This is a genomic window from Pseudomonas sp. MF09156 (assembly GCF_059862305.1).
In genome coordinates this window covers 30,910-54,996 of the sequence record NZ_JCBCUR010000003.1, presented here as the reverse complement: position 1 = coordinate 54,996, position 24,087 = coordinate 30,910, and the positions used below count along the sequence as shown (strand labels likewise).

19 protein-coding genes are annotated in these 24,087 nt (G+C 63.0%); 9 read left to right on the top strand and 10 right to left on the bottom strand.

Annotated elements, in window-relative coordinates; translation table 11 throughout:
* Nucleotides 1-119: 119 nt before the first annotated feature.
* The gene (locus AC19YY_RS09415) at nucleotides 120-5,015 is read left to right on the top strand and encodes an alpha-2-macroglobulin family protein (RefSeq protein WP_500604098.1); all 4,896 of its coding nucleotides are present in this window, start codon (nucleotides 120-122) and stop codon (nucleotides 5,013-5,015) included.
* Nucleotides 5,016-5,171: 156 nt separating this feature from the next.
* Here AC19YY_RS09415 and AC19YY_RS09410 read toward each other — a convergent pair whose 3' ends face one another.
* A complete protein-coding gene (locus AC19YY_RS09410) occupies nucleotides 5,172-5,465 on the bottom strand; it encodes a hypothetical protein (protein WP_057437585.1) in 294 nt (97 codons plus the stop codon).
* A gap of 99 nt (nucleotides 5,466-5,564) precedes the next feature.
* On the opposite strand from AC19YY_RS09410, the gene pbpC reads away from it, so the two are divergent.
* From pbpC to AC19YY_RS09380, 6 genes are all read left to right on the top strand, one after another.
* A complete protein-coding gene (gene pbpC, locus AC19YY_RS09405; RefSeq protein WP_169952030.1) occupies nucleotides 5,565-7,895 on the top strand; it encodes a peptidoglycan glycosyltransferase PbpC in 2,331 nt (776 codons plus the stop codon).
* Between the two features lie 156 nt (nucleotides 7,896-8,051).
* Nucleotides 8,052-8,360, top strand: coding sequence for a MazG-like family protein (locus AC19YY_RS09400; RefSeq protein ID WP_133713881.1), 309 nt, complete (start codon nucleotides 8,052-8,054; stop codon nucleotides 8,358-8,360).
* On the top strand, nucleotides 8,353-9,102 hold the full coding sequence (locus tag AC19YY_RS09395; RefSeq protein ID WP_170042536.1) for a methyltransferase: 750 nt from the start codon (nucleotides 8,353-8,355) through the stop codon (nucleotides 9,100-9,102). Before AC19YY_RS09400 ends, AC19YY_RS09395 begins: the two co-directional genes overlap by 8 nt.
* 24 nt (nucleotides 9,103-9,126) lie before the next feature.
* Nucleotides 9,127-9,729 (top strand): DUF4136 domain-containing protein, encoded by a 603-nt coding sequence (locus tag AC19YY_RS09390; RefSeq protein ID WP_029297619.1) that lies wholly within the window; start codon nucleotides 9,127-9,129, stop codon nucleotides 9,727-9,729.
* A 45-nt stretch (nucleotides 9,730-9,774) separates the two neighbouring features.
* The gene (locus AC19YY_RS09385; protein ID WP_170042537.1) at nucleotides 9,775-10,332 is read left to right on the top strand and encodes a DUF4136 domain-containing protein; all 558 of its coding nucleotides are present in this window, start codon (nucleotides 9,775-9,777) and stop codon (nucleotides 10,330-10,332) included.
* Between the two features lie 394 nt (nucleotides 10,333-10,726).
* Nucleotides 10,727-12,739, top strand: coding sequence for a pilus assembly protein TadG-related protein (locus AC19YY_RS09380; protein WP_500604097.1), 2,013 nt, complete (start codon nucleotides 10,727-10,729; stop codon nucleotides 12,737-12,739).
* On the opposite strand, the gene AC19YY_RS09375 is transcribed toward AC19YY_RS09380, so the two are convergent.
* Nucleotides 12,736-15,480 (bottom strand): PAS domain-containing sensor histidine kinase, encoded by a 2,745-nt coding sequence (locus tag AC19YY_RS09375; protein ID WP_500604096.1) that lies wholly within the window; start codon nucleotides 15,478-15,480, stop codon nucleotides 12,736-12,738. The two genes, AC19YY_RS09380 and AC19YY_RS09375, sit on opposite strands and share 4 nt — an antisense overlap.
* On the bottom strand, nucleotides 15,477-15,914 hold the full coding sequence (locus AC19YY_RS09370; protein WP_169952020.1) for a TadE/TadG family type IV pilus assembly protein: 438 nt from the start codon (nucleotides 15,912-15,914) through the stop codon (nucleotides 15,477-15,479). Before AC19YY_RS09370 ends, AC19YY_RS09375 begins: the two co-directional genes overlap by 4 nt.
* Nucleotides 15,915-15,986: 72 nt before the next feature.
* Here AC19YY_RS09370 and AC19YY_RS09365 point away from each other — a divergent pair, with 72 nt between their 5' ends.
* Nucleotides 15,987-16,460 carry a prepilin peptidase gene (locus AC19YY_RS09365; protein ID WP_169952018.1) on the top strand — a complete coding sequence of 158 codons (474 nt, stop codon included), beginning with the start codon at nucleotides 15,987-15,989 and terminating at the stop codon, nucleotides 16,458-16,460.
* A gap of 126 nt (nucleotides 16,461-16,586) precedes the next feature.
* Nucleotides 16,587-17,369 carry a response regulator gene (locus AC19YY_RS09360; RefSeq protein WP_170042540.1) on the top strand — a complete coding sequence of 261 codons (783 nt, stop codon included), beginning with the start codon at nucleotides 16,587-16,589 and terminating at the stop codon, nucleotides 17,367-17,369.
* A gap of 243 nt (nucleotides 17,370-17,612) precedes the next feature.
* Here the strand turns inward: AC19YY_RS09360 and AC19YY_RS09355 are convergent, their stop codons facing one another.
* Genes AC19YY_RS09355 through AC19YY_RS09325 form a run of 7 tightly spaced genes read right to left on the bottom strand, consistent with a single transcriptional unit; the run spans nucleotide 17,613 to nucleotide 24,079 of the window.
* On the bottom strand, nucleotides 17,613-17,885 hold the full coding sequence (locus tag AC19YY_RS09355; protein WP_169952014.1) for a DUF3613 domain-containing protein: 273 nt from the start codon (nucleotides 17,883-17,885) through the stop codon (nucleotides 17,613-17,615).
* Between the two features lie 19 nt (nucleotides 17,886-17,904).
* Nucleotides 17,905-18,627: a tetratricopeptide repeat protein gene (locus AC19YY_RS09350; RefSeq protein ID WP_169952012.1), complete on the bottom strand. Its 723-nt coding sequence runs from the start codon at nucleotides 18,625-18,627 to the stop codon at nucleotides 17,905-17,907.
* Between the two features lie 10 nt (nucleotides 18,628-18,637).
* On the bottom strand, nucleotides 18,638-19,525 hold the full coding sequence (locus tag AC19YY_RS09345; RefSeq protein WP_169952010.1) for a type II secretion system F family protein: 888 nt from the start codon (nucleotides 19,523-19,525) through the stop codon (nucleotides 18,638-18,640).
* 1 nt (nucleotide 19,526) lies between these two features.
* Nucleotides 19,527-20,408 carry a type II secretion system F family protein gene (locus tag AC19YY_RS09340; protein ID WP_500604095.1) on the bottom strand — a complete coding sequence of 294 codons (882 nt, stop codon included), beginning with the start codon at nucleotides 20,406-20,408 and terminating at the stop codon, nucleotides 19,527-19,529.
* A gap of 10 nt (nucleotides 20,409-20,418) precedes the next feature.
* Entirely contained in the window at nucleotides 20,419-21,690 is a 1,272-nt protein-coding gene (locus AC19YY_RS09335) for a TadA family conjugal transfer-associated ATPase (protein ID WP_169952006.1), read from the bottom strand.
* Complete coding sequence (locus AC19YY_RS09330) at nucleotides 21,687-22,880, bottom strand: CpaE/TadZ family protein (RefSeq protein ID WP_169952004.1); 1,194 nt, start codon at nucleotides 22,878-22,880, stop codon at nucleotides 21,687-21,689. The genes AC19YY_RS09335 and AC19YY_RS09330 overlap by 4 nt, the downstream gene beginning before the upstream one ends.
* Nucleotides 22,877-24,079: a type II and III secretion system protein family protein gene (locus tag AC19YY_RS09325; protein ID WP_169952002.1), complete on the bottom strand. Its 1,203-nt coding sequence runs from the start codon at nucleotides 24,077-24,079 to the stop codon at nucleotides 22,877-22,879. Before AC19YY_RS09325 ends, AC19YY_RS09330 begins: the two co-directional genes overlap by 4 nt.
* Nucleotides 24,080-24,087 lie beyond the last annotated feature (8 nt).

Here is a 24,087-nt window from a genome sequence, read left to right as displayed (position 1 = left end):
GACTTGGCCTGCACGCAGAACCAAACCGCCCTCCGTCGGTCAATGTGATCACTGCCACAACCGCTTCACTGGCACTGATATATAGTTCACCCCTCAGACACCCCGACAACGAGTGCCCCATGCTTAACAAAGGATTGTTCCTGGCCTGTGCGCTGGCCCTGCTGAGCGCCTGCGATTCTTCCGACAAGCCCGCAGCCCCCGCGGCCTCTGCGCCAGCGGTGACGGCGCCGGCCAAGGCCACGGTGGATGTGGCGACGCTCAAGCAGCGTTATGCCGGCCGTGAGTTAAGCGTGGTGGACGTGTCTGAGGTGCAACTGGATGGCGCCAGCACCTTGTCGGTGAGTTTTTCGATCCCGCTGGACCCGGACCAGAAGTTCGCCGACAAGCTGCACCTGGTGGACAGCAAATCCGGCAAGGTCGATGGAGCCTGGGAGCTTTTCGACAACCTGATGGAACTGCGCCTGCGGCACCTGGAGCCCCAGCGCAAGTTGGTGCTGACCGTGGACGCCGGCCTGCGCGGGGTCAATGACGCCAAGCTCGCCGCCGAGTACGTCAGCCGCCTGGAAACCCGCGACCTGCAAGCCACCGTCGGCTTCGCCAGCCGTGGCACCCTGTTGCCCACCCGCCTGGCCGAAGGTTTGCCGGTGATCGCGCTGAATGTCGACAAGATCGACGTCGAGTTCTTCCGTATCAAGCCCGAATCGCTGCCGGCGTTTCTCGCCCAGTGGGGCCGCAATACCAGCCTGCAAAGCTATGAGTCGCGCGAACTGCTGCCCATGGCCGACTTGGTGTACGGCGGCCGCTTCGACCTCAATCCTGCGCGCAACACCCGCGAAACCCTGCTGCTACCCATCGCCGGCCTCAAGCAACTGCAACAGCCGGGCGTGTACCTGGCGGTGATGCGCGCTTCGGGCACCTACAACTATTCGCAGCCGGCCACGCTGTTCACCCTCAGTGATATCGGCCTGTCGGTGCACCGTTACGCCAACCGCCTGGATGTGTTTACCCAGGCGCTGGAAGGCGGCAAGGCGCTGGACGGTGTCGAGCTGGAAATCCTCGATGCCGAAGGCCGCGTGCTGGGCCAGGGCAAGACCGAGAAGGGCGGCCACGCCGAACTGCCGCTGCCGAAAAAGGCCCAGGTATTGCTGGCCAAACAGGGCGAGCAAACCAGCCTGTTGCGCCTCGACAGCGCGGCGCTGGACCTGGCCGAGTTCGATATCGGCGGCCAGCCTGCGCACCCGCTGCAATTCTTCGTGTTCGGTCCGCGCGACCTGTACCGCCCTGGCGAAACCGTGCTGCTCAACGCCCTGCTGCGCGACAAGGACGGCAATGCCGTCAAGCCGCAGCCCGTGAGTGTCGAAGTGCGCCGCCCGGATGAACAGGTCAGCCGCAAATTCGTATGGGACGCCGATGCCTCTGGCCTCTATCAATACCAGTTGCAGTTGGCCGGCGAAGCGCCGACCGGGCGCTGGCAACTGGTGTTCGACCTGGGTGACGGCAAGCCGCAGCTGTATGAATTCCTCGTCGAGGACTTCCTGCCCGAGCGCCTGGCCCTGGAACTCAAGGGCAGCGACACGCCGTTGAGCCCGGCGGACAACGCCGTTATCCAGGTCAATGGCCGCTACCTCTACGGCGCCCCGGCGGCGGGCAATCGCCTGAGCGGGCAAGTGTATGTGCGCCCGCTGCGCGAGGCGGTCAAAGCCCTGCCGGGCTACGAGTTTGGCTCGGTAACGGAAGAAGAGCTGAGCCAGGATTTTGAACTGGACGAAAGCGTGCTCGACGCCCAGGGCCAGGAAAAACTGACCCTGGAAAGCAAGTGGAGCGAGGCCAAGTCGCCGCTGCAACTGATCGTGCAGGCCAGCCTGCAAGAATCGGGCGGGCGCCCGATCACCCGGCGCCTGGTGCAGCCGGTCTGGCCGGCCGAGCAATTGCCGGGCCTGCGCGGCTTGTTCGATGGCAAGGAAACCGATGGCGATGGCCCGGCGGAATTCGAAGTGCTGCTGGCCAACCAGGACGGCCAGAAACTTGCCGTCGACAACCTCAAGGTCCGCCTGATCCGCGAGCGCCGCGACTACTACTGGAACTACTCGGACAACGACGGCTGGAGCTATCACTACAACGAGAAATTCCTCAACCTCGATGAGCAGACCGTCAACATCAAGGCCGGCGACACCGCCAAGGTCAGCTTCCAGGTGGAGTGGGGCCCGTACCGCGTCGAGGTCGAGGACCCGCAGACCGGGCTGATCAGCAGCAAGCGTTTCTGGGCTGGTTACCAGGCCCAGGACAACACCGAAGGCGGCGCCGTGCGCCCGGACCAGGTCAAGCTGGCGCTGGACAAACCGGCGTATGGCGATGGCGATACGGCCAACGTCACCGTCACCCCGCCGGCAGCCGGCAAGGGCTACCTGTTGGTGGAGTCCAGCGAAGGCCCGTTGTGGTGGCAGGAAATCGAGGTGCCGGCCGAAGGCAAGAGCTTTGCGGTGAAGCTCGACCCGAAATGGTCGCGTCATGACCTGTATGTGAGTGCGCTGGTGATCCGTCCCGGCGAGCGCAAGGCCAACATCACCCCTAAACGCGCCGTGGGCTTGCTGCACCTGCCGTTGGACCGTACCCAGCGCAAACTGGGCTTGACCCTGACCGCACCGGAAAAAATGCGCCCCAAACAGCCGCTGACGGTCAAGGTCGCGGCAAAAAATGCCGATGGCAGCGTGCCGAAACAGGTGCATGTGCTGGTGGCGGCGGTGGACGTGGGCATCCTCAATATCACCGAATACCCGACCCCGGATCCGTACTCCAGCCTGTTCGGCCGCAAGGCGTATGGCGTGGACCAGTTCGATATCTATGGGCAGTTGATCGAAGCCGGCCAGGGCCGCCTGGCCAGCCTGGCCTTTGGCGGTGACGCGGCGCTGGCCAAGGGCGGCAAGCGCCCGGACACCAGCGTCACCATCGTCGCCCTGCAAAGCGCGCCGGTGACCTTGAACGAGAAAGGCGAGGGCGAAGTCAGCGTCAATATCCCCGACTTCAACGGCGAGCTGCGCCTGATGGCCCAGGCCTGGAGCGATGACCGCTACGGCATGGCCGAAGCCAGGACCGTGATTGCCGCGCCGTTGATTGCCGAGCTGTCGGCCCCGCGCTTCCTCGCGGGCGGCGACCAGACGCGCCTGGCGCTGGACCTGTCCAACCTGTCGGGCAAGGCGCAGAAGCTCGATGTGCAACTGACCGCCGAAGGGCAACTGACCCTGCTGGGCGAACCATCGCAAAGCGTGCAACTGACCCAGGGCCAGCGCACCACCTTGCAGATTCCGGTGCGCGCGCTGGGCGGTTTTGGCCAGGGCAAGATCAAGGTCACGGTCAATGGCCTGGACCTGCCGGGCGAGAACCTGCCGGCGTTTACCCGCGAATGGACATTGGGCGTGCGCCCGGCGTATCCGGCGCTGCTCAAGCAGTACCGCGCGGTGCTCAAGGACGACGCCTGGAGCCTGCCGGACAGCGAACTGGCCCTGTTTGAACCGGCCGGGCGTGAGGCGCTGTTGAGCCTGTCGAGCCGCCCGCCGTTGAACCTGGGCGAGCAGATTCGTGCGCTCAAGGCCTACCCGTATGGTTGCCTGGAGCAAACCGCCAGCGGCCTGTACCCGTCGTTGTATGCCGATGCCGCCGTGCTGACGCGCCTGGGGTTGACCGGCGAGCCGGATGCCGAGCGCAAGCGCAAGATCGAACTGGGCATAGAGCGCCTGCTGGGCATGCAGCGCTACAACGGCAGCTTTGGTTTGTGGGGCGCCGATGGCGAGGAAGAATACTGGCTGACGGCGTACGTCACCGACTTCCTGCTGCGCGCCCGCGACCAGGGTTTTGCCGTACCGCCCGAGGCGCTGAAAAAGGCCAGCGAACGCCTGCTGCGCTATGTGCAGGAACGCAATCTGATTGAAGTCGACTACAGCGACAACGCCGACCACACGCGTTTTGCCGTACAAGCCTATGCCGGGCTGGTGCTGGCGCGCAGTCAGCAGGCGCCGCTGGGGGCATTGCGCAGCTTGTTCGAACGTCGCAGCGACGCTCGCTCCGGCCTGCCTTTGGTGCAGTTGGCGATTGCCCTGCAGAAGATGGGTGACCAACCGCGTGCCGACCAGGCCTTGCTGGCCGGTTTGGCGGTCAAGCGCAAAGCCAATGAATGGCTGGCCGACTACGGCAGCCCGCTGCGTGATCAGGCGATGATCCTGGCCCTGCTGGAAGAAAACGACCTGGCCAAGGGCAAGCGTGAAGAGCGCCTGTTCGAGCTGTCGGACCAGATGGCGGCCAGCCCGTGGCTGTCGACCCAGGAGCGCAACTCGCTGTTCCTGGCCGGGCGTGGCTTGCTGGGCAAACCGGAAACCAACTGGACGGCGCAGTTGAGCAGCGGCGGCGAAACCCGCGAGCTGAACAACGGCCAGTCCGGCCTGAAGCTGGAAGGGCCGTTGCTGGCCTCACCACTGACCCTGCACAACCCGGGCAGCGAGCCGATTTACCAGCAACTGAGCATCTCCGGTTATCCACAGCACGCGCCGGCAGCGGGTGGCGAAAACCTGAGTATTCGCCGCGAGTACCTGGGGATGAATGGCCAGCCGCTGAACCTGCAAAACCTGCGCAGCGGCGACCTGGTGTTGGTGCACATTGCGGTCAGCGCCAACAAACAGCGGGTGCCGGATGCACTGGTAGTTGACCTGTTGCCGGCTGGCCTGGAGCTGGAGAACCAGAACCTGGGGCAAAGCGCCGCCAGCCTGGAAAACGCCAGCAGCCAGGTCAAGGAGTGGCGCGAGTCGATGCAGAATGCGTCGATCAAACATCAGGAATATCGCGATGATCGCTACGTGGCCGCGCTGAACCTGGACGGCTATGGCACCACGCACCTGCTGTACCTGGCCCGTGCGGTGACGCCTGGGACTTATCGCGTACCGCCGCCGCAAGTGGAGTCGATGTACCGGCCGAACTGGCAGGCAGTGGGGGAAACCCCGGCCGATATGGTGATCAAGGGCCGTTAAGCCCAACCCCTATAGGAACTGGCGGTAGCTTTATGTGGGAGCGGGCTTGCCCGCGATAGCGATCTTTCAGCCCATACATTCGGTGGCTGATACACCGTTATCGCGAGCAAGTCGCACCGCTGCTCCCACACAAGCCCGCTCCCACAGGGTCTGTATTTAATGCACAACCCAACTGAGCAGCCACAACCCCAGCATCAACCAGATAATCCCCATGATGATCGAGGCCCGCATAAATGCCCGGACTGCCGAGTACAGCAGCATCAGGCCGATGATCAGGGTGATGATGCTGATGATCGAGGTATCCATGCCCAGGGTGCGCGACAGGCCATCGATAAAGTTGCCACCGGCATTGGTCAGGGCGCCGAACAGGCCACTGAGCCCGTCGACGATAAAGCGGATGACCGAACCGAGCGCCTGGCCCAGCCATTCGAAAAAGCTTTCTACCTGCATATGAGTTTCCTGATGAAAGGGTGGGCGTATCTGCCGGACCTGAGCCTTTGGTCGCCAATCCCTTGGGCGAGTTCCCTAGAAGCATAGAGGTTTGCCCGTTTGAATTTGCGAATAGTTGCACGCGCTACCCTGGGTAGCCTGCTGGTGGTGATAGCCCTGCTGTGGCTGGCCGACCGCCTCTGGCCCCTGCCGCTGCCCAAGGATGACCTGGCCCGCGTGGTACTGGCGGAGGACGGCACGCCGTTGTGGCGGTTTGCCGATGCCAACGGCGTGTGGCGTTACCCGGTGGCCACCGATGAGGTCTCGCCGTATTACCTCGATGCGCTGCTGACCTACGAAGACCGTTGGTTCTACCAGCACCCCGGCGTCAACCCGCTGGCCCTGGTGCGGGCGACCTGGCAGAACCTCACCGGTGCACGGGTGGTATCTGGCGGCAGCACCTTGTCGATGCAGGTGGCGCGCCTGCTTGACCCCCATTCACGTACCCTGCCGGGCAAGTTGCGCCAGCTGTGGCGTACGGCGCAGTTGGAGTGGCACCTGTCCAAGGACCAGATCCTCAACCTGTACCTCAATCGCGCGCCATTTGGCGGCACCTTGCAGGGCGTGGCGGCGGCCAGTTGGGCGTATCTGGGCAAGTCGCCGCAACAACTGACCCACGCTGAAGCGGCGCTGCTTGCGGTTTTGCCCCAGGCACCGAGCCGTCTGCGCCCGGACCGCCACCCGCAGCGCGCCCAGGAGGCCCGGGACAAAGTGCTGCGGCGCCTGGCCGAGTTTCAGGTATGGCCGCAACCTGCGGTCGACGAAGCCCTGGAAGAACCCCTGTTGCTGGCGCCGCGCCTGGAACCCAGCCTGGCGCCGCTGCTGGCGCGGCGCTTGAACCGTCCCGACAGCCCGCCGCTGATTCGCACCACTCTCGACGCGACCCTGCAACGGCGTCTCGAAGACCTGCTGCTGGGCTGGCGTGCGCGGCTGCCGGAACACACGTCGGCGGCGATCCTGGTGGTTGAGGAGGAAAGCATGGCGGTGCGCGCCTACCTGGGCTCGGTGGATATCAACGACGCGCGGCGCTTTGGCCATGTGGATATGATCAGCGCCCTGCGCTCGCCGGGCTCGACCCTCAAGCCCTTCCTGTATGGCATGGCTTTGGACGCGGGGCTGATTCACTCCGAATCGCTGTTGCAGGATGTGCCGCGACGCTACGGCGATTACCGGCCGGGCAACTTCTCCATGGGCTTTACCGGCGCGGTACCGGCCAGCACGGCGCTGTCCAGTTCGCTGAACCTACCGGCGGTGCAGCTTCTGGAAGCCTACGGGCCCAAGCGCTTTGCCGGCGAAATGCGCATCGGCGGCATGCCCCTGGCGCTGCCGGCGCTGGCCGAGCCGAATCTGGCATTGATCCTGGGCGGCGCCGGCAGCCGCCTGGAGGACCTGGTCGGCGGCTACAGCGCGTTGGCCCGCGACGGCAAGAGCGCGGCCATCCGTTTGCAGCCTGATGATGTGCTCAAGGAGCGCCCGTTGTTGTCGCCGGGTGCGGCGTGGATCGTGCGGCGCATCCTCAGTGGCCAGGCGCGGCCGGACCGTGATCCGCGGGCCGAGTTGGTACAGCGCCCGGTGTTGGCCTGGAAGACCGGCACCAGCTACGGTTTTCGCGATGCCTGGGCCATTGGCGTCGGGCCGCGCTATTTGATTGGTGTGTGGATCGGCCGCCCGGACGGCACCCCGGTGCCCGGCCAGTTCGGCCTGGCCTCGGCGGCGCCGTTGATGCTGCAAGTGCACGATGTGTTGACCAACCGCGACAGCCAGCGCGGCATTACTGCGCCCGTTAAGGCGGTGCCGATGAATGTCGGCGTGGCGGCGATCTGTTGGCCCCTGGGCCAGCCCATGAGCCGTAGCGATCCTAATTGCCGGCGCCAGCGGTTTGCCTGGACGCTGGACAACACCACGCCGCCGACCTTGCAGGCCCTGGACCAACCTTTGGGTGTCGGCTTGATGGAGACCGTGTGGGTCAATGCCAAGGGCCTGCGCGTGGCGGCCAGTTGCCCGGGCGCGGTCTCGCGGGACATAGCCCTGTGGCCGGCCCCGCTGGAGCCATGGTTGCCCAGGATCGAGCGGCGTGACGCGCGCATCCCCGCGCCAGACCCGGATTGCCCACCCCCGGCCCTGGCGGCAGCGTCGCCGTTGTCGGTGGTGGGTGTACGTGAGGGGGACCAGTTGCGGTTACCGGCGGGTAGCCAGCAGCAGTTGCGCTTGAAGCTATCGGCGTTGGGCGGCAGTGGGCGGCGCTGGTGGTTCCTCAATGGTGCACCGCTGGGGGACAGCGCCAGTCAGGACAGTATCAATGCCAGCCTGGAGCAGTTGGGGCGCTATCAACTGAGTGTGCTCGATGAGGCGGGGCAGACGGCCAGGGTTGAGTTCAGCGTGGTGGATTAGGTCGCCATCGCAGGCAAGCCAGCTCCCCCATGTTGATTTGTAAACACCGCCAAATATGGGAGCGGGCTTGCCTGCGATAGCGCCCTGACAAGCGCCGCAAATTTATTTGCCATCCCCGCCTTTGAGCCCGAAGCTATACCCCTTCAGGAGCGCCCCATGAATCTCGAACACCTTACCGAACGCATGCATCGCATCCGCGATAACAACGACTGGAAACAATTCCACAGCCCGAAAAACCTGGCCATGGCCGCCAGCGTCGAGATGGCCGAGCTGGTGGAAATCTTCCAGTGGCTGAGCGAAGACCAGTCCCGCCAGTTGCCCGCCGACAAACTTGCCCACGCCGGGCAGGAAGTGGGGGACATCGTGCTCTATCTGCTGCTGTTGTGCGGCGAACTGGGCCTGGACATGAACCAGGTGGTCAGCGCCAAGCTGGCCGACAACGAACGGCGGTTTACCCATGAGTGATCGCCATTTCGACCAGTTGGCCACGCGCTTTGCCGAGAAGATCTACGGCGGTGCCAAGGGTGCGATTCGCCTGGCGGTGTTGCAGGCCGACTTGGCCGAGGCCCTGCCGGACCGGCCTCTGCGCGTGCTGGATATCGGCGCAGGCCTGGGCCATATGTCGTTGTGGCTGGCCGAACGCGGGCATCAGGTGACCTTGGCCGAGCCTGCCGAACCGATGCTCGAAGGTGCCCGCCAGCGGTTCGCCGAGGCGGGGCAGAGCGCAACGTTCATCCAGGCGCCGTGGCAGGACCTGCTGGGTCAACTGACCGAGCCCTACGACCTGGTGCTGTGCCACGCCGTGCTGGAATGGCTGGCCGAACCCCATGGGATCCTGCCGGTGCTGCACCAGTTGACGGCGCCGGGCGGCTGGTTGTCCCTGGCCTTCTATAACCGTGATGCGCTGATTTACCGCAACTTGCTCAAGGGGCACTTTCGCAAGATGCGCAAAAATGACATGGCTGGCGAAAAACAGAGCCTGACCCCGCAACAGCCCCTGGACCCGCGTGAACTGGCGGCGCAACTTGAAGGCCTGTGGCAGGTCGAAAGCCAGAGCGGGGTGCGGGTCTTCCACGACTATATGCCGGTGGAGTTCCAGGCCCGCGCCGACTTGCAGGACTTGTTGGAGATGGAGCTCGCTCACCGTCGTCACCCAAGCTTTGCCGGACTTGGGCGTTATTTGCACTGGATCTGCCGTCCGGTTTAAGCGGCCCAGTCTGCGGAGATCGAAATGAAGCGCTGTGCATTGATCCTGCTGTGCCTGGGGCTGGGTGCCTGCTCCAGCAACAATCCGTATGTCGCGGCCTCCAAGCCCATGCCACCGGCGCCTGCCCAGGCGGCCAACACCTTTGATGCCAGCGCCTACCCGGCGCCGGTGCGTGACTACGGCGCCTATCGCAATTGGGCCTGGCGCAACGGCCAGTTGCCGGCGGGCTCGGCCTGGGCAGATCCTGCACAGATCGCCGAAGCCGTCAGCGGCGCCCTCGACCAACGCGGCCTGCGCCCGGTACATGACCAGCGCGCGCCGGACTTGCTGGTCAGCGCCGATGTGCATCTGGAAAAACGCTTGCGCCAGGTGCAGGACGATTATGGCTACGGCTACGGTGGCTACAACCGCTATGGCAACGGCTATGGCATGTACAACTCGGTGCCGATCGTGCGCACCTATGAAGTGCAAGTGGTGGTGGTGCGCGTCAACCTGTTCGACGCCCGCACGGGCCAGCCGGTATGGAGCGCCAGCGCCGAAACGGGCAGCCAGGGCAGCCTGAGTGAACGCGGCGATGCGTTGCGCCAGGCTGTGCAGAAGGCCATGACGGCGTATCCTCCGAGTTAACAGCTATTCTCATCTCAGGTTCGGTTTGCCCTTTGGAGAACTACCATGTTGCGTCGTATCGCTTTGCTCGCTTTTGCCGTGCTTTTGGGCGGATGCCAGACCAGCCAGGTCAACCACGATTTTGACGCCAGTCGCGACTTTGCCGCCTACCGCAGTTGGGCCTGGAAAGACCCAGCGTTGCAGTACCGCCCCGATGATCCACGGATCAAGAGCGACCTCACTGAACAGCGCATCCGCCAGGCGGTGGCCGACCAACTCGACCAGCGCGGCTTGCGCCCGGCGGCCCCGGGGGCCAAGGCTGATGTGAACGTGCAGGCCTACCTGATCGTCGAGGATCGCCAGCAGCAAGTCACCACCAACTACGGTGGCGCCTGGGGCGGCCCGTGGAATGGCTATTGGGGTGCGCCGATGTACAACGAAACCCGCAACGTCACCTACAAGGTCGCCACCCTCCAGATCGACCTGCTCGACGGCAAGGACGGCAAGTTGGTATGGCGCGGCAGTGACGAACAGATGATGAGCAGCTCGCCCAACCCCCAGGACCGCAATGCGGCGATCCGGGCGACGGTGACCAAAGTGCTGTCCAACTACCCGCCTCGCTAAGTCGTACTCGGTCCGTGTAGGGCCGCTGCATCACGGCGATCCGGGCGCTGCGGTTTAACAGGTACACCGAGGCGATCCCATCGCAGCCTCGCCGGGGCTCGACAGCTCCCACATTCGATCTGTGTTGCCAAGACAAATGTGCAGGTGTCGCGGCTCCCCTGTGGGAGCTGTCGAGCCTCGGCGAGGCTGCGATGGGATCGACTCCGTACAACTCGATACACCGAGGTGCCCGCATCGCTGCCATGCAGCGGCCGGACTAACCAGCGTCGAGCGGTGTTTCTTTCCGTCAGTCGCCAAAGTGGCGACTTGCCAGCGTACCTTGCAAGCCTTGTCTACACTGCTGTTGACTACAGGAGAGTAAGCGCTCGGCAGTTCGCCGGCAAAGGAGTGCTCGATGTCTCCCCGACTTCGTTCTGGCCAACGTGGCGCAATCGGTCTGGTATTCGCCGGCACCCTGGCATTGGCTCTGGTGTTTCTGTTGCTGGTGGTCGATAGCGGCCGCCTGTACCTGGAAAAACGCAAGCTGCAAGCCATCGCCGACACCGCCGCCCTGGAAGCCGCCAACCGCGGCGGGCAGTGCTCCGGCAGCACCACCGCCGTCGATTACGCCAAGCAGAATGCCACCCGCAATGGTTTCACCGTCGTCGCCAACGACACCAGCCGCGCCCTGGCGGTGACGTGTGGGACGTTGCTGACCAATGCTCTTAACACCCGTGTCTTCACTGCCGATGCCACCAAGAACGAGGCCATCCGGGTCGTTGCCACCCGCACGATCACTACTGGTATCGCCAACGGCGTATGGCGGTTGTTCAGCGGTACGTATAACGCCAGTACGACATTGACTGCGACCGCGGTTGCGGCGCTGGCGACCCCTGTGGCGGCACTCACAATCCGCAGCACCGCAGTGGTTGTGGACACCGACAAAAAGGCCTCTGTTCTTAACGCTCTATTCGGTGGGTTGCTAGGTGGTGGGCTGAATCTATCAGTGGCAGGGTGGAATGGTTTGATAAATACCAATATCTCTCTGCTGAGTTATTTGGACCGGCTAAAGCTCGACCTGGGCCTGACAGCGGTCGGCTATACAGAAGTTCTTGGCAATACCCTTGGTGTAGGCCAGCTAATTCAAAGTGCTATCAATGTATTGGATCCCACCAACACACTGACCACAGATGTGACGATTGTCGGCTTGAAAGCGCTCAAGACGGCGGCGGGTACTACTCAAGTGGTATTGGGCGATATTCTGCAGATTGCGAGTGGCACTGATGTGGCCTCTCTGGCAGTGAACATGCGGGTGTTTGATCTGATCGAAGGTTTTGTGCAACTGGCCAACAAGAAAAACGGCCTGTTAGCAAGTGTCCCGATTGACTTGCCTGGAGTGGCGCAAATCACCGCTACGGTTCAGGTTTTACAGCCGCCTCAATTATCTGCTGTTGGCAATCCAGCTAAAGCTGTAGCGGCAGGACATAATCCTGAAACCGGTCCGAATCGGATCTATGTGCGCACGTCTCAACTACGAGTTCTGCTCTCGGTCAACTTGCCCGTACTGAACACGGTCCTGGATTTGGTGAACGGCGTGACTGGATTGGCGGGGCCTCTGGCAAACACGGTGGGTGCACTGCTACATCTTGATATTGTGGGCGCGATCAATGCGCTGACATGTGGTTTGGGTGCACTGTGTACTTCACCCAACCTGCAGATTCTGCCTCCGCCTGTCCATGTGGATATTGCGGTAGAAGCTGCCAGCGCCAGTAGTTGGGTAACTGCCTACAGTTGTGCAAGCCCTACCAACAAAAGCCTGACAACCAGCACCAATACTTCGCTGGTTAATTTGAAACTGGGCCAGGTTGACGGTTTGTCCAGCATTTTTGGCAGCAGTCAAGCTCCCCCACAGATGGTTGTGAAACCATTGAAGGTCGTTGATATAGGTACTGAATCGTGCCGCCGCTTTCTGATATTCAATGATTGCAATGCCCGCATTCCCTCCGTGGGAGGTGGTATCGGGTTATCTGCCAATATCGATGTGGGTGGGAGTAAAAACCTTGCCCATACATACCTGTCCCCCGATCTGCCGGAAATTTCGCAGCCACCGTTTTATTACGCTTACACCACTAGCAATATCGTCAGCGGGCTCACGGACCCTGCCAAGGGGACGGCAGCGGGTCTTGTTCTAAATATGTACGGTCCACAGCCCGGGAATGAAAACTTACTAGGCAATATCATTGGGGGTCTTGGAACAGTGTTTAACAGCGTAACTTCGCTGTTGATCAGTACGATCAAAACCACACTGACACCGTTACTGGACTCGCTGATAAACACCCTATTACTGGCCTTGGGCGTCGATCTAAATAAAGTAGATGTAGGCGCCAACCTAAGTTGCCAAGCAGGCCGCGCCTACCTCGTGATCTAACCCCCACCCACCACCGGCAACTCCACACAAAACCGCGCCCCATGTTCACTGTTGGCGACGCTCAGGCGTCCGCCCATGTTTTCTACAATGCCGTAGCTCACCGACAACCCCAGCCCGGTGCCGACGCCAATCGGTTTGGTGGTAAAGAACGGCTCGAAAATCCGCTCCAGCAGCCGTGCATCGATGCCGCCGCCGTTGTCTTCGACCCAGATGCGCACATGGCGGCTGTCGTGTTCGCTGTACAGGGCGATCCAGGGGTGGAAGTCGTGGTTTTTTTCGTGGCGTGCCATCAGTGCATCGCGGGCGTTGACCACCAGGTTGATCAGTACCTGTTCCAGTTGGTCGACATGGCCGTTGACCTGTACGCCCAAGTCCATCGGCGTGATGCGCAGGTCCACGCCTTTGCCGCGCAGGCCTTCGCCCAGCAGTGACTGGGTGCCTTCCACCGCCTGGGCCGGGTCGAAGGGTTGTTGCTCGACCTCCGAGCGGCGGCCGAACACGCGCATGTGGTCCACCACCCGGGCGGCGCGTTGGACCTGGGCGTCGATGCGCTGGAGTTTTTCCGTGAGGTAGTCGATCTGCACGTCGCCGTTGCCCAGGCGCTTGAGCACGTTGACGATGGCCATGCGCATCACATTCAGCGGCTGGTTGATCTCATGGGCCAGGCCGGTGGCCATTTCGCCGAGGGTGGCCATTTTTGCGCTTTGGGTCAGTTGCTGCTGGGAGCGACGCACTTCGGTGTTGTCGCGGCCCACGGCCTGGATTTCCTGCAACTGGCCGTGTTCGTCGAATACGCCACGGTCCGACCAGACCCACCACGCATGTTCGCGCCCCGGCAGTTGCAGGCTGATTTCAGCCGTACTGACGGGGAATTCCGGGCTCAACTGGCCGATGCGTTTTACAAAGGCGTTGCGCTGTTCTTCAGATAACCAGTGGCCCAGGTTGATCCCCGGCAACTGGGCCGGCGTGCATTCCAGGTAGTTGGCCAGGGGCGTGTTGCCGAAGGTCAGGGTCAGGTCCGGGCGGTAGCGGCAGATCATCGCCGGTGAGTCTTCGACGAGGATGCGATAGCGCTCTTCGCTGTCCTTGATCTGTTGCGCCGCCAGGGTCGCTTCGGTGACGTCCAGCCACAGGCCGACGGCCTCCACCGGCAAGCCGAGGTCGTCGCGCAGCAGCTTGGCTTCGTCCAGCAGCCAGTGGTAGTTGCCCTGGCGATCGCGCACGCGGTAGCGACTGCGCACGCTGCCTTCGCGCAGCAACTGCCGGGTGCGTTCGAAGTACAGGTCACGGTCTTCGGGGTGTACCCATTCCACGGAGGTGTCGTGGGTGCATTCGGCCAGGGTCCAGCCCAGCAGCGGCAGCAGGCTATCGCTGAAGAAGGCCGGGTGCAGCGCGCCGTTGACGTAGCGCTGCACGTAGATCACCGCCGGGGAGCTGGCGATCAGGTTGTCCAGGCGCGCATGGGCGGCGGCGGCCTGCAATTGTTGGTTCTTGATGTCGCTGATGTCGAGCATGAAGCCGATCCAGCGGCGCTGCTCGCCGGCACCCAGCACCTGGCCCTGGACGCGGTACCAGATGGGGTTCTGCTTGGCGTCGCTGCGCAGCAGGCGCACGCTGGTCAACAAGGGTTTGCCCAGGGTTTGCAGGTCTTGCAGGCGGCTGTTGAGTTCCTGGCGGTCGGCGGGGTGGATCAGTTCCAGCCAGTTGGCCAGTACCTGTTTGGTCGGTGCATCTTCCGGGCTCAGGCTGCGCATCAGCTGTGGGGCCAGCAGGATTTCTTCACCGCTTTCCAGCAATTCCCACCAGCCGGTACCGAGCAGGCCTTGCAAGGCTTCCACCCGTTCCAGTTGTTGGTGATGACGTTGCTCGCGCAGGCGGCTGAGCAAAGGGGCGGCGAGGGCGGCGGCGAGGTTCAGCCAGTCACGTTCGCTGACGTCGGGGTGGCCACTGTAGAACCCGCACAGCAACCAGGCGGCCACCCCCTGGCTATCGCGATAGGGCACCAGCAGGCCCTCGGCGCTGCCAAACACGCTGTACAGGCGCGGGTGTTCGCTGCGGCCCTGGAGGGTTTTCAGGCTCAGCGCGGTGTTGCCGTTGAGGCTGTCCAGGCAGGTACCCAGGCGTTGGCCCAGTTCCCACAACTGCGGCGCGTCGTGGGCGCTGTAGCCGCTGTAGACCAGCCAGTCCTGGTCCTGCTGGTCGAGCAGGACCATCGCCACGCACGGGATATGCCAGCGCTGGGCCAGGTTGCGCAGGTGCTCGCTGAACACTTGCGGCAGGCGTGTCAGGCTGCAGACGCGCAGCTGCTCGCTCATCTGGCTGGCCAATTGGTGGTTCTGTTCGCGCTGCTGGGCCAATTGCCGGCCGTTCAGCAGGTCGCTGATATCCAGCAGGCGCAGGATCCAGCCATCGCCGTCCGGCTCGATCCAGCCACGGGTATGCAGGATGGTATCGGCGGCACCCTGGAAATCCAGGTCCAGGCTGTGCCGCTGCCAGTCGGCGGGCGTGCCTTCGATGCTCAATGCGCCAGGCAGGCACAGCAGGTCGCGCAACAGCGGGTGAGCCGGGGCGCCAAGGTGACGGGCCAACTGTGGGTGCAATGCCCGGCTGATATCCAGCACATGACCTTGCGGGTCCAGGCGCAGGTGCAAGCCTTGCGCCGGTGGGCTGGCGGGCGTCTCCAGGGCCTGGGCGCTGCTGCGGCCCAGCAGCCTGCCGAAGATTTTGTCACCGGAGTTCAAAATTGCAGGCTCGACTGGGCGTGCAACGTGGTCGGCAAGCGGGGCACCGTGCCAATGCCCGGCAGCACAATAAACGGCAGCACGTTCTTCAGGTTGGCCGAGGGGTAGTTGATCTCGACGGTCAACACGCCTGCGGTGTAGGTCGGATTGATATGGGCCGCCTGGAACTGGAACGTCGCGGGGATCCACTGCAATTGGCTTTGCACGGTCTGGGTCGCCCGCAGGATCAGCGCCGCATTGTAGTTGGGGGTGCTGGGGTCCAGTGCCACGCTGCGACGCACGGCTTCGGCGGTAGCCTGGTTGAACGACTGCAGCAGCAACAGCGGCAGGCTATAGCTGACCATGGCATAGAATACGGCAAAAAAAATCACGAACACCGCCGCAAATTCGATGGCGACGGCGCCTTTTTGCTTTCTAGGGAGGCTGGTTTTCATCACTGCGACTACCCTGACTGCTACTACCTGATATCAGCATAGAATCAATCGGCAAAAAGGGACGGTTTTTACGTGATCCAAGGCCTCGTGGTAGTTGTCTGGTTGGTGTTGTGTGCAATGCAGGATATTCGCCAGCGACAGATCGCCAATCGCCTGACCCTGGGCGTGGCGTTGCTGGCGCTGCTCTATCTGCTGTGGAGCGGTAGCACCTGGCTCGGCACGTCCCGGTCTGAAGGGCTGTGGGCGCTGATCCTGGCGCTGCTGTTGACGCTGCCCGGCTACGCCCTCGGGCGCCTGGGGGCCGCGGATGTGAAGATGCTCGCGGCGTTGGCGCTGGCGTCGAATTCGACCTACCTGTTGTGGTCGCTGATCGGGGCCGGCGCGGCCAATGTCGCATGGCTGGTCTATGGGCCTCGGCTGTTACCGCTTGCTAGTCAAGGCGTTAGAGCGCGCCTGGGTTACCTGGTGGTGGACCCGTCAAAAAAACTGCCCTTTGCACCGTTTCTTTTAGTGGGTTTTACCTTGGCCTGGCCGTGGCTCCATTAGTCGCGGGCGCTCTATATCGCTATGTACATAGTCGCAAAGTACGTCTACGTTTATTTGTACCGGTAATTAGGAAAGTTCCTCGGAACGGATAGGTCAATCTTTGGCTTGCCAGGCATGGAGTAGCGCGTGAACAAGCTTACATCTGCAGTAAAAGTGCTCGTGGTCGACGATCAACCGCTGATTGTGGAGGAGCTTTGCGAATTTCTTGAAAGCAGCGGTTATCGCTGTGTCCCGTGTGGCTCCAGCCAGCAGGCCGTGCAGCGCTTCAGTGAAGACCCGCAGATCGGCCTGGTGCTGTGTGACCTGCATATGCCGGACATGGACGGCATTGAGTTGGTGCAGGCCCTGCAGAAAATTGCCGGCAAGCAGCGTGCCTTCGAAGCCATCATGCTCACTGGCCGGGCGGACAAGCAGGACGTGATCAAGGCCTTGCGCGTGGGCATCTCCGATTACTACCAAAAGCCCATCAACCTCAATGAGTTGCTCGAAGGCTTGCAGCGTCAGGAGGCTGCCCTGGAAGAGCGCCACAAGAATCTGCACCTGGGGAACTTGAACCAGAAGCTGCAATATCTTTCCGAGTCCATCGATGACTTGTACCAGGACCTGGACAAGGTCCGTCGCGGCCCGGCGCCGCAAGCCGAGGGCGAAGGGTCAGGCGAGGAGGCCGAGCGCCTGGAGGTGCCGGCGATCTTCAATCAGTTGTCGCCCCGGCAACTGGACGTCGCGCGGCTGGTGGGCAAGGGCCAGACCAACTACCAGATTGCCTGCGAGCTGGGTATTACCGAGAACACGGTCAAGTTGTACGTGTCCCAGGTGTTGCGCTTGACCCATATGCACAACCGCACCCAACTGGCGTTGGCGCTGTCACCGAGCAACTCGGCATTGCGCCAGCGGGTGACGGCGCACTGAAGCTTTGCGTACAGCCCTGTAGGAGCGGGCAAGCTTAATGCCAGTCAGTTAAGCGCAGATCCCCCTGTGGGAACGGGCTTGCTCGCGAAGACGTCGGCCCGGCAAACATTGATGTTGACTGACCCACCGCTTTCGCGAGCAAGCCCGCTCCCACATTTGATCTTCACTGTCTTGAGCATTGCGTTCGCTTAACTGATCTGCATCAGGGCAAGCCCGCTCCCACATTTCTCCAGTGGCTGTGGTTTATTTGCTACTGCCCGAGCCCCCGCTTGCGTTGTCTTCGTCGAATTTTTCGGGGATCGCGAATTTCTTGCTCTCCAGCAAACGCTGTATCGCCAGTTCGCGTTCGGCGGGCGTTGCCCTCTGTACCGTGGGTGAGGCGGCTTGCCCGTCGACTTGCAGCCTCAGCCAGTTCTCCGTTTCCTGCTGGGCCTTGGACGAGGGCCCAGGCTCGATGGCCAGTACCGTCAGGGGCAGGGCCAGCAGCGTCAGGCTGGCGAGGTAGGGGAATTTCATCATCGGCTCCTTCAAGCGCTTACTTGATTAGTGCGGGCGGTGCATCGCTGGCCGCTGCGACCTGGTCCTTGGCCTTGGCAGCCGGCGTGCCGGCGGCCTTGAGTTTCTCGGCCCGGGCCTGGGCCTCGGTGACCTGCTCGGGGCTCAGGCCCACTTGGCTGGCCAGTTGTGCGGCCTGGCCCCAGTTGTCCTGGTAGATCAGCAGGGTCACCAGGTTGACCGCCGCCAGTTGATCGCTTTGCTTGAGCTCCATGGCCGTCATGAACTCAAAGCGCGCCTCTTCCAGGCGCCGTTGGTTGAGGTAGACCACCCCCAGGTCGTTGCGGATTTTTTCATCGGTGGGCGCCAGTTGCGCCGCCCGTTGCATATGGGCCAAGGCCTGGGCGTTGTCGCCCTGGGCCGCCGCCAGTTGACCCAGGCCGTGTTCCCCTTCGGCCGCCATGCAGGTGCCCAGCAGGCTGCGGTACAGCGGTTGCGCTTCACTGCGCCCGAGCAGGCGGTAGACCTTGGCCTTGCGCTGGCGCACTTGCGGCAAAGACTCCGGCAGGCTTTGCAGGTTGGCCAGGCTGGCGTGCATCTTTCCTTCATTGGCCATGTCGTCGGCCAGGTTCAGCGACAGCTCCTGCTCGGCGCTGGGCTTGGCACAACTGCCCGGGGTCATCAGCGCCGACCACGGCGTCTGGCCGTTACTGGCACAGCCGCCGAGCATCAGCAGGCCCAGGCCTGCAATCAGTGCTTTCATCGAGCGCTCCTCAAAAACTGCTCAGGGCCCGGGAGATCGCAATAAATGCCGGCCCCCCCAGCACAATCAATAAAGCGGGAAACAGGAAGACCATCATCACCACCGACATCTTGGCCGACATCTTCGAGATGAATTCCTGCAAGCGGGTCAAGCGGCGGTCATCGAGCAGTTGCTTGAGGGCCAGCAGCGACTTCATGGCGCCGCCGCCCTGCTGGATCAGTTGTTGGAGAATGATGCAGGTGTCGGTGAATTCGTCCACGGCCAGCAGCCGGGCAGTTTTGCCCAGTTCCTCGCTCAGTTCCAGGCCGGAGTCGACCCGTGCCAGGATCAGCCGCAGCTCCTGGGTCAGCGCGGGCAGCAGGCGCTGAGCTTCAACGCTCAATACCCGCAGCGACTGTTCAACCGCCATGCCCGACTCGAACAGAATGCGCAGCAGCGGGATGAAGGTCGACACCTCACGGGAGATTTGCTGCTGGCGGGCCTTGGCCGCGCTGGCGAGGATGCGCTTGGGTATCAGGTAGCCCACGCCCAGGCCGAGCAGGGGCGCGATCCACGGGGAGTCGGCGCCGGGAAAGATCAGTTCCTCACCCACCAGGATCAGCCCGGCCAGCACCAGCGGCACGCCAATCTGGCAGGCGGCGAAGATCGAGCGCTGATTGGCTTTGCGCCAGCCCACGCGGTTGAGCAGGATCTGCGTTTCGTTATCCATGCTCACTGAGCGCTGGGCCAGTTGGCTGCTGCCAAACTGGCTGAGCAGGGTGCCGAGCCGGTCGCGGCGCACCAGTTGGCCTTGCAGGCGCTGGTTGACCAGGCGCTCGCGGCGACGCTGGGCCAGCAACTGGCCGGCGATCAGCGCGAGCGCAGCCAAAAACAACAAGGCACTGATCAGCAGGACCATCTCAAATACTCCGCAACATGCGCCACATCGTCAGGCAGCCCAGCACCTGCATGGTCAGCGCGGCCAGCAGCATGTAGCGGCCGCTGTCGTCGTTCCACATGGTCAGCAGGTAGCCTGGGTTGATCAGCATGAAATAGCCCACCATGGCGATCGGCATGCCCGCCAGGACAAAAGCGGTAACGCGCGTCTCGCCGGTCATGGCGCGCAATTGCCGTGCGCCCTGTTCCCGTTCGCGGATCACCTTGATCAGGTTCTCCAGCAAGTCACTGGCATTGCCGCCGTAGCGGTGGTTGACCTTGAGGCCCAGGGCAAGCATGCGGAACTCGTCTTGCTCGTAGAACTCGGCAAAATCACTGGCGGCCTCGGGCAGGCTGACCCCCAGTTGCACATTGCGCTGGATACGCGCCATGGCGGGCTTCAAGGGCTCCTCGGTGCTGTCGATCGCACCCAGCAAGGCGTCGGCCAGGGTACGTCCGGACTTCAGGCTACGCACGGTATGGTCGAGCACTTGCGGCAGTTGTTCGATCATCCGCTTCACCCGCCGCCGATAGCGCCAGGCGATGTACAGCCGCAGCAGCAGCGGCGGCAGCAACACCATGCTCAGCAGGCCGACCCAGCTCCACACCAGGAACCCCAGGACGGCGCCCAACACCCAGCAGGTCACCCACAGGCCCAGGCTGTCGGTGGGTTTGCCCAGGCCCGCGCGCTGGAACATGCGCTCCAGGCCGACCCAACGCCCGCGCTCTTCGGCCAGCAGCGGTTGGCCTTCGGCGAGCCGTTCCAGGACGCGGTCGGTTTCTGCCTGGCGCAGGCCACTGAGGAACAGGTGCAGCGACACGCCAATCAGGATCACGCAACTGAACATCAGGATGGCGCCGGTCATGGTGACGCTCCTATAGCGGCAGGGCGGATTCGCGGCGCAGTTTGTCACCCGCCGGGTTGACGGCCTCGCGCAGGAAGCCGAAGCCGGTGCGCCGGTCATGGCGGAACAGGGTGTTGGTGACATACACGTCATCGCGCACCCCCACCACTTCCACCACTTCACTGACGCAGCGCCGGCCGTCTGGCAGGCGGGTCAGTTGGATCACCACATCCAGCGCCGCGCAGATCATCTGGCGCAGGGTTTTCTCCGCGACCACCCGCCCGGTCAGGCCCACCAGGGTTTCCAGGCGCAACAGGGCGTCCTGGGCGTTGTTGGCGTGCACGGTGCTCATGGAGCCGTCGTGGCCGGTGTTCATTGCGGTCATCACATCCAGCACTTCCACACCACGGATCTCACCGAGGATGATGCGGTCCGGGCGCATCCGCAGGGCGTTGCGGATCAGGTCGCTGGCCTTCACCTCACCGTGCCCCTCGGCATTGGGCGGGCGGGTTTCCAGGCGCACCACGTGGGGGTGGCCCAGTTGCAGTTCGGCGACGTCTTCGATGGTCACCAGGCGTTCGTGGGGGTTGATCAACTGGCTGAGAATATTGAGCAAGGTGGTCTTGCCGGTGCCGGTGCCGCCGCTGATCAGGATATTGCAGCGCTTGCCCACCGCCTCCTGGAAAAACTCGAAAATCGACTGGTCGATGGTCTGCATCGCTACCAGGTCGCTGCTCTTGAGCATGTCCTTGCGAAACTTACGAATCGACAGGCACGGACCGTCCAGGGCAATCGGCGGGATGATCGCGTTGACCCGGCTGCCATCGGGCAACCGGGCGTCGACCATCGGCGAAGATTCATCCAGGCGCCGACCCAATGGCGCGAGGATGCGTTGCATGACCCGCTCTACATGGTGGGCGTCGATAAAACGCAGGTCGCTCTGGTGCAACAGGCCGTCCCGTTCGACAAACACCCGGTGTGGGCCGTTGACCAGAATCTCGGTCACTGACGGGTCGCGCAACAGCACTTCCAGTGGGCCGAAGCCGGTCAGTTCATCGACGATTTCCTCGGCCAGGCGCTCCATCTCATAACGGGAAATTGCCAGGTGCATGCGCGTGATGTATTCGGACACCTTGTCGATGACAAATTGCGCCAGGGATTGGCGCGAGCCTTCCAGCAGGTTTTTCCCCGACTCTTCGATGGCATCGATGATGTAGCGGTGCAGCACCAGTTTCAGGCCGTCGTGATCCACGGCGCTGCCAAGACCACGGGCAGGCGCGCCGAAGAGCTTTTCGCCGTTCATTTGATGGTCCCCCGCAGTCGCTCAAACCAGCGGGTGGAAGGTTTTTCAAGACCTTCGGAGCGCTTGGCCAGGCGTTCGCCCAAGACCTTCAGGTTTTGCGTCAGGGTCTCCCTGGGCGCCAGGCTGAACAAGGTTTGCCCCTGGTTCTTGGCGTTCAGGCGCACTTCCGGGCTCAATGGCAGCACGGCGATGACTTCCAGGCCGAAGCTCTTTTCCAGGGCCTCGCTGTCCGGTGCGGCGCCCTTGAGATAGCGGTCGATCAGCAGCCGTGCATGGTCCAGCTTCATACCCTTTTCCCGCCACTGATTGAGTACCGCCAGGTTGCGTCGGCAGTCGAGGACATTCTGGTCGGTGCACCACAAGAGCTTGTCGCAGTGGCTGACAAAAGTGCGCAGGGCTTCGCTGTCGCGCTGGCCGGTGAGGTTTACCACGATGTGCTGGAAGTGTTGGCGCAAGGCACTGAGCAGCATGTACAGCTCGGCGGCGCTGGTCAGTTCCAGGGGGTCGTCGCTTTCGGTGTAGGCGAGGATGCGCAGGCCACCTTCGGTGGCGGTAAAGGCGCTGTTGATCAGCGTGGTGTCCAGGCGGCGCAGGTGGCGCAGGGCATCGCCAAAGTTGAACGAGCTTTCCAGGCCCAGCAACGCCAGGCTGTCGCCACGGGGCAGGCCCAGGTCCAGCAGCAGGGTCTGTTGACCGCTCTTTTGCACCACCATCGCCAGGTGGCTGGCGAGCAGGGCGCCGTCGGCATTGCCCTGGGTGCCATACAGCACCGTCAGGCCGCCCAGGTGCGCATTGTGGGCGACTGGCGGCAGGCGTTTGCTCAGGCGCCGCACCAGGCCGGCGACTTCGCTGGAGCGTGAACCATAGGCGACAAAATCCCGCGCCCCGGCACGCATCGCGTTGAGTACCAATTGATTGTCCATGCCGTCGCCCAGGGCGACGATGGCCAGCATCGGCTTGGCTTCCAGGGCGCCCTCGATCAAGGCGCTCTGGGCCACTACATGCTCGCGGTCCAGGCCGACGAACACCAGGTTGGCGAAGGTCACGTCCACCAGGGCCAGCAGTTCGTCGAGGCTGCCACCACCGGCACTGACCACTTGGCCCAGGGGCGCCAGGGCGCCTTGCAGCCATTCCAGGTCGGTGGTGTTGCGGGTGATTGCCAGGAACGTCTGGCTCAGGCTATCGCTCATTGGGAAAGTCCTGTGCGTCGGTCGAAGTTGCCGTTTTCCAGGAAGTACAGGCGATACCAGTTGGGATCGTAGTTGCGCAGTTTTTCCCCGGGCAGGGACGGCAGGCGCGCGTTGGCGGCCAGGGGTTGGACCAGGTGCGGGGTAACGATCATCAGCAACTCTTTTTCCTCGCGGCTGACGTTGCTGTCACGGAAAAACGCACCAAGGATCGGTATATCGCCCAGGCCTGGAAACTTGCTGATGGTGGAGCGGTTGTTATTGCTGATCAGGCCGCTGATCACAAAGCTCTCGCCATCGGCCAGGGACACCGTGGTGTCGGTACGCCGCACCGTCAGGGCCGGTACCTGGATGCCTTCTACCTGCAAGGCGTTGGCGTAATCCAGCTCGCTGACTTCCGGTGCGACCTTGAGGGAAATCCGCGTGCGGTCGATCACGGTGGGGGTCAGGGTCAGGCGGATACCGAACTCTTTGTACTCGATGGAGATGGTGTCGCTGCCGGCACTGGGCACTGGGATCGGCACTTCGCCACCGGCAAGGAAGGTCGCACTGTGTCCGCTCATGGCAACCAGGCTCGGTCGCGCCAGCGTGTAGGCAAAACCGCTGCGTTCCAGGGCATTGATCAGCGCCGAAAAGCGCCCGCCGCCGATGCCGATGTTAAAACTCTCGTTATCCAGGGGCAGGCTCATCCCGGCTGTGCGCGGGCTGCCGAACAGGAAGTTGCGGGTGCCGCCGAAAATCGACGTGCTGGCCTCCTTGAGCTTGGTGCGGCTGACTTCGACAAAGCGGATATCGGTCTGCACCTGGCTCGGCAGGGACGGGTCGTCGGACGGCGCCAGGGCCTGGCTGGTCAGGCTTGAGCTGGCCTTGCCCTTGACGAACACCATGCTTTGGCGCGGCGCACTGGAGCAGTGGGTCCAGACCATCAGGCTGGTGGCGCCCGAGGCAACGCCGGTGAGCAGGAAGGCGCGGTCACCGTTGAGGTGTACATCGGCGATTTTCGGGTCGCCGATGGCCAGCCGGGTGATCGCTACAGGCGATTGCAGGGTCTGTTGCAGGCCTTCGCCGACCTCGACCACGGCCGGCAGGGCGCCCAGGCCGCTGCAACTGTCGGTAGCCGCGAACGCCAGGCTTACAGGCAGGCTGGACAGCATCAGTGCCCAGGCCATTTGCGTGAACGCAGGTGCAAATCGATGGCGCATTCAAGGCA

What these genes read in the sequence shown, in the direction of transcription:
- AC19YY_RS09415 (WP_500604098.1), top strand. Translation starts at nt 120, where the DNA reads ATGCTTAACAAAGGATTGTTCCTGGCCTGTGCGCTGGCCCTGCTGAGC.
- AC19YY_RS09410 (WP_057437585.1), bottom strand. Translation starts at nt 5,465, where the DNA reads ATGCAGGTAGAAAGCTTTTTCGAATGGCTGGGCCAGGCGCTCGGTTCG.
- AC19YY_RS09400 (WP_133713881.1), top strand. Translation starts at nt 8,052, where the DNA reads ATGAATCTCGAACACCTTACCGAACGCATGCATCGCATCCGCGATAAC.
- AC19YY_RS09395 (WP_170042536.1), top strand. Translation starts at nt 8,353, where the DNA reads ATGAGTGATCGCCATTTCGACCAGTTGGCCACGCGCTTTGCCGAGAAG.
- AC19YY_RS09390 (WP_029297619.1), top strand. Translation starts at nt 9,127, where the DNA reads ATGAAGCGCTGTGCATTGATCCTGCTGTGCCTGGGGCTGGGTGCCTGC.
- AC19YY_RS09385 (WP_170042537.1), top strand. Translation starts at nt 9,775, where the DNA reads ATGTTGCGTCGTATCGCTTTGCTCGCTTTTGCCGTGCTTTTGGGCGGA.
- AC19YY_RS09380 (WP_500604097.1), top strand. Translation starts at nt 10,727, where the DNA reads ATGTCTCCCCGACTTCGTTCTGGCCAACGTGGCGCAATCGGTCTGGTA.
- AC19YY_RS09370 (WP_169952020.1), bottom strand. Translation starts at nt 15,914, where the DNA reads ATGAAAACCAGCCTCCCTAGAAAGCAAAAAGGCGCCGTCGCCATCGAA.
- AC19YY_RS09355 (WP_169952014.1), bottom strand. Translation starts at nt 17,885, where the DNA reads ATGAAATTCCCCTACCTCGCCAGCCTGACGCTGCTGGCCCTGCCCCTG.
- AC19YY_RS09350 (WP_169952012.1), bottom strand. Translation starts at nt 18,627, where the DNA reads ATGAAAGCACTGATTGCAGGCCTGGGCCTGCTGATGCTCGGCGGCTGT.
- AC19YY_RS09345 (WP_169952010.1), bottom strand. Translation starts at nt 19,525, where the DNA reads ATGGTCCTGCTGATCAGTGCCTTGTTGTTTTTGGCTGCGCTCGCGCTG.
- AC19YY_RS09340 (WP_500604095.1), bottom strand. Translation starts at nt 20,408, where the DNA reads ATGACCGGCGCCATCCTGATGTTCAGTTGCGTGATCCTGATTGGCGTG.
- AC19YY_RS09335 (WP_169952006.1), bottom strand. Translation starts at nt 21,690, where the DNA reads ATGAACGGCGAAAAGCTCTTCGGCGCGCCTGCCCGTGGTCTTGGCAGC.
- AC19YY_RS09330 (WP_169952004.1), bottom strand. Translation starts at nt 22,880, where the DNA reads ATGAGCGATAGCCTGAGCCAGACGTTCCTGGCAATCACCCGCAACACC.
- AC19YY_RS09325 (WP_169952002.1), bottom strand. Translation starts at nt 24,079, where the DNA reads ATGCGCCATCGATTTGCACCTGCGTTCACGCAAATGGCCTGGGCACTG.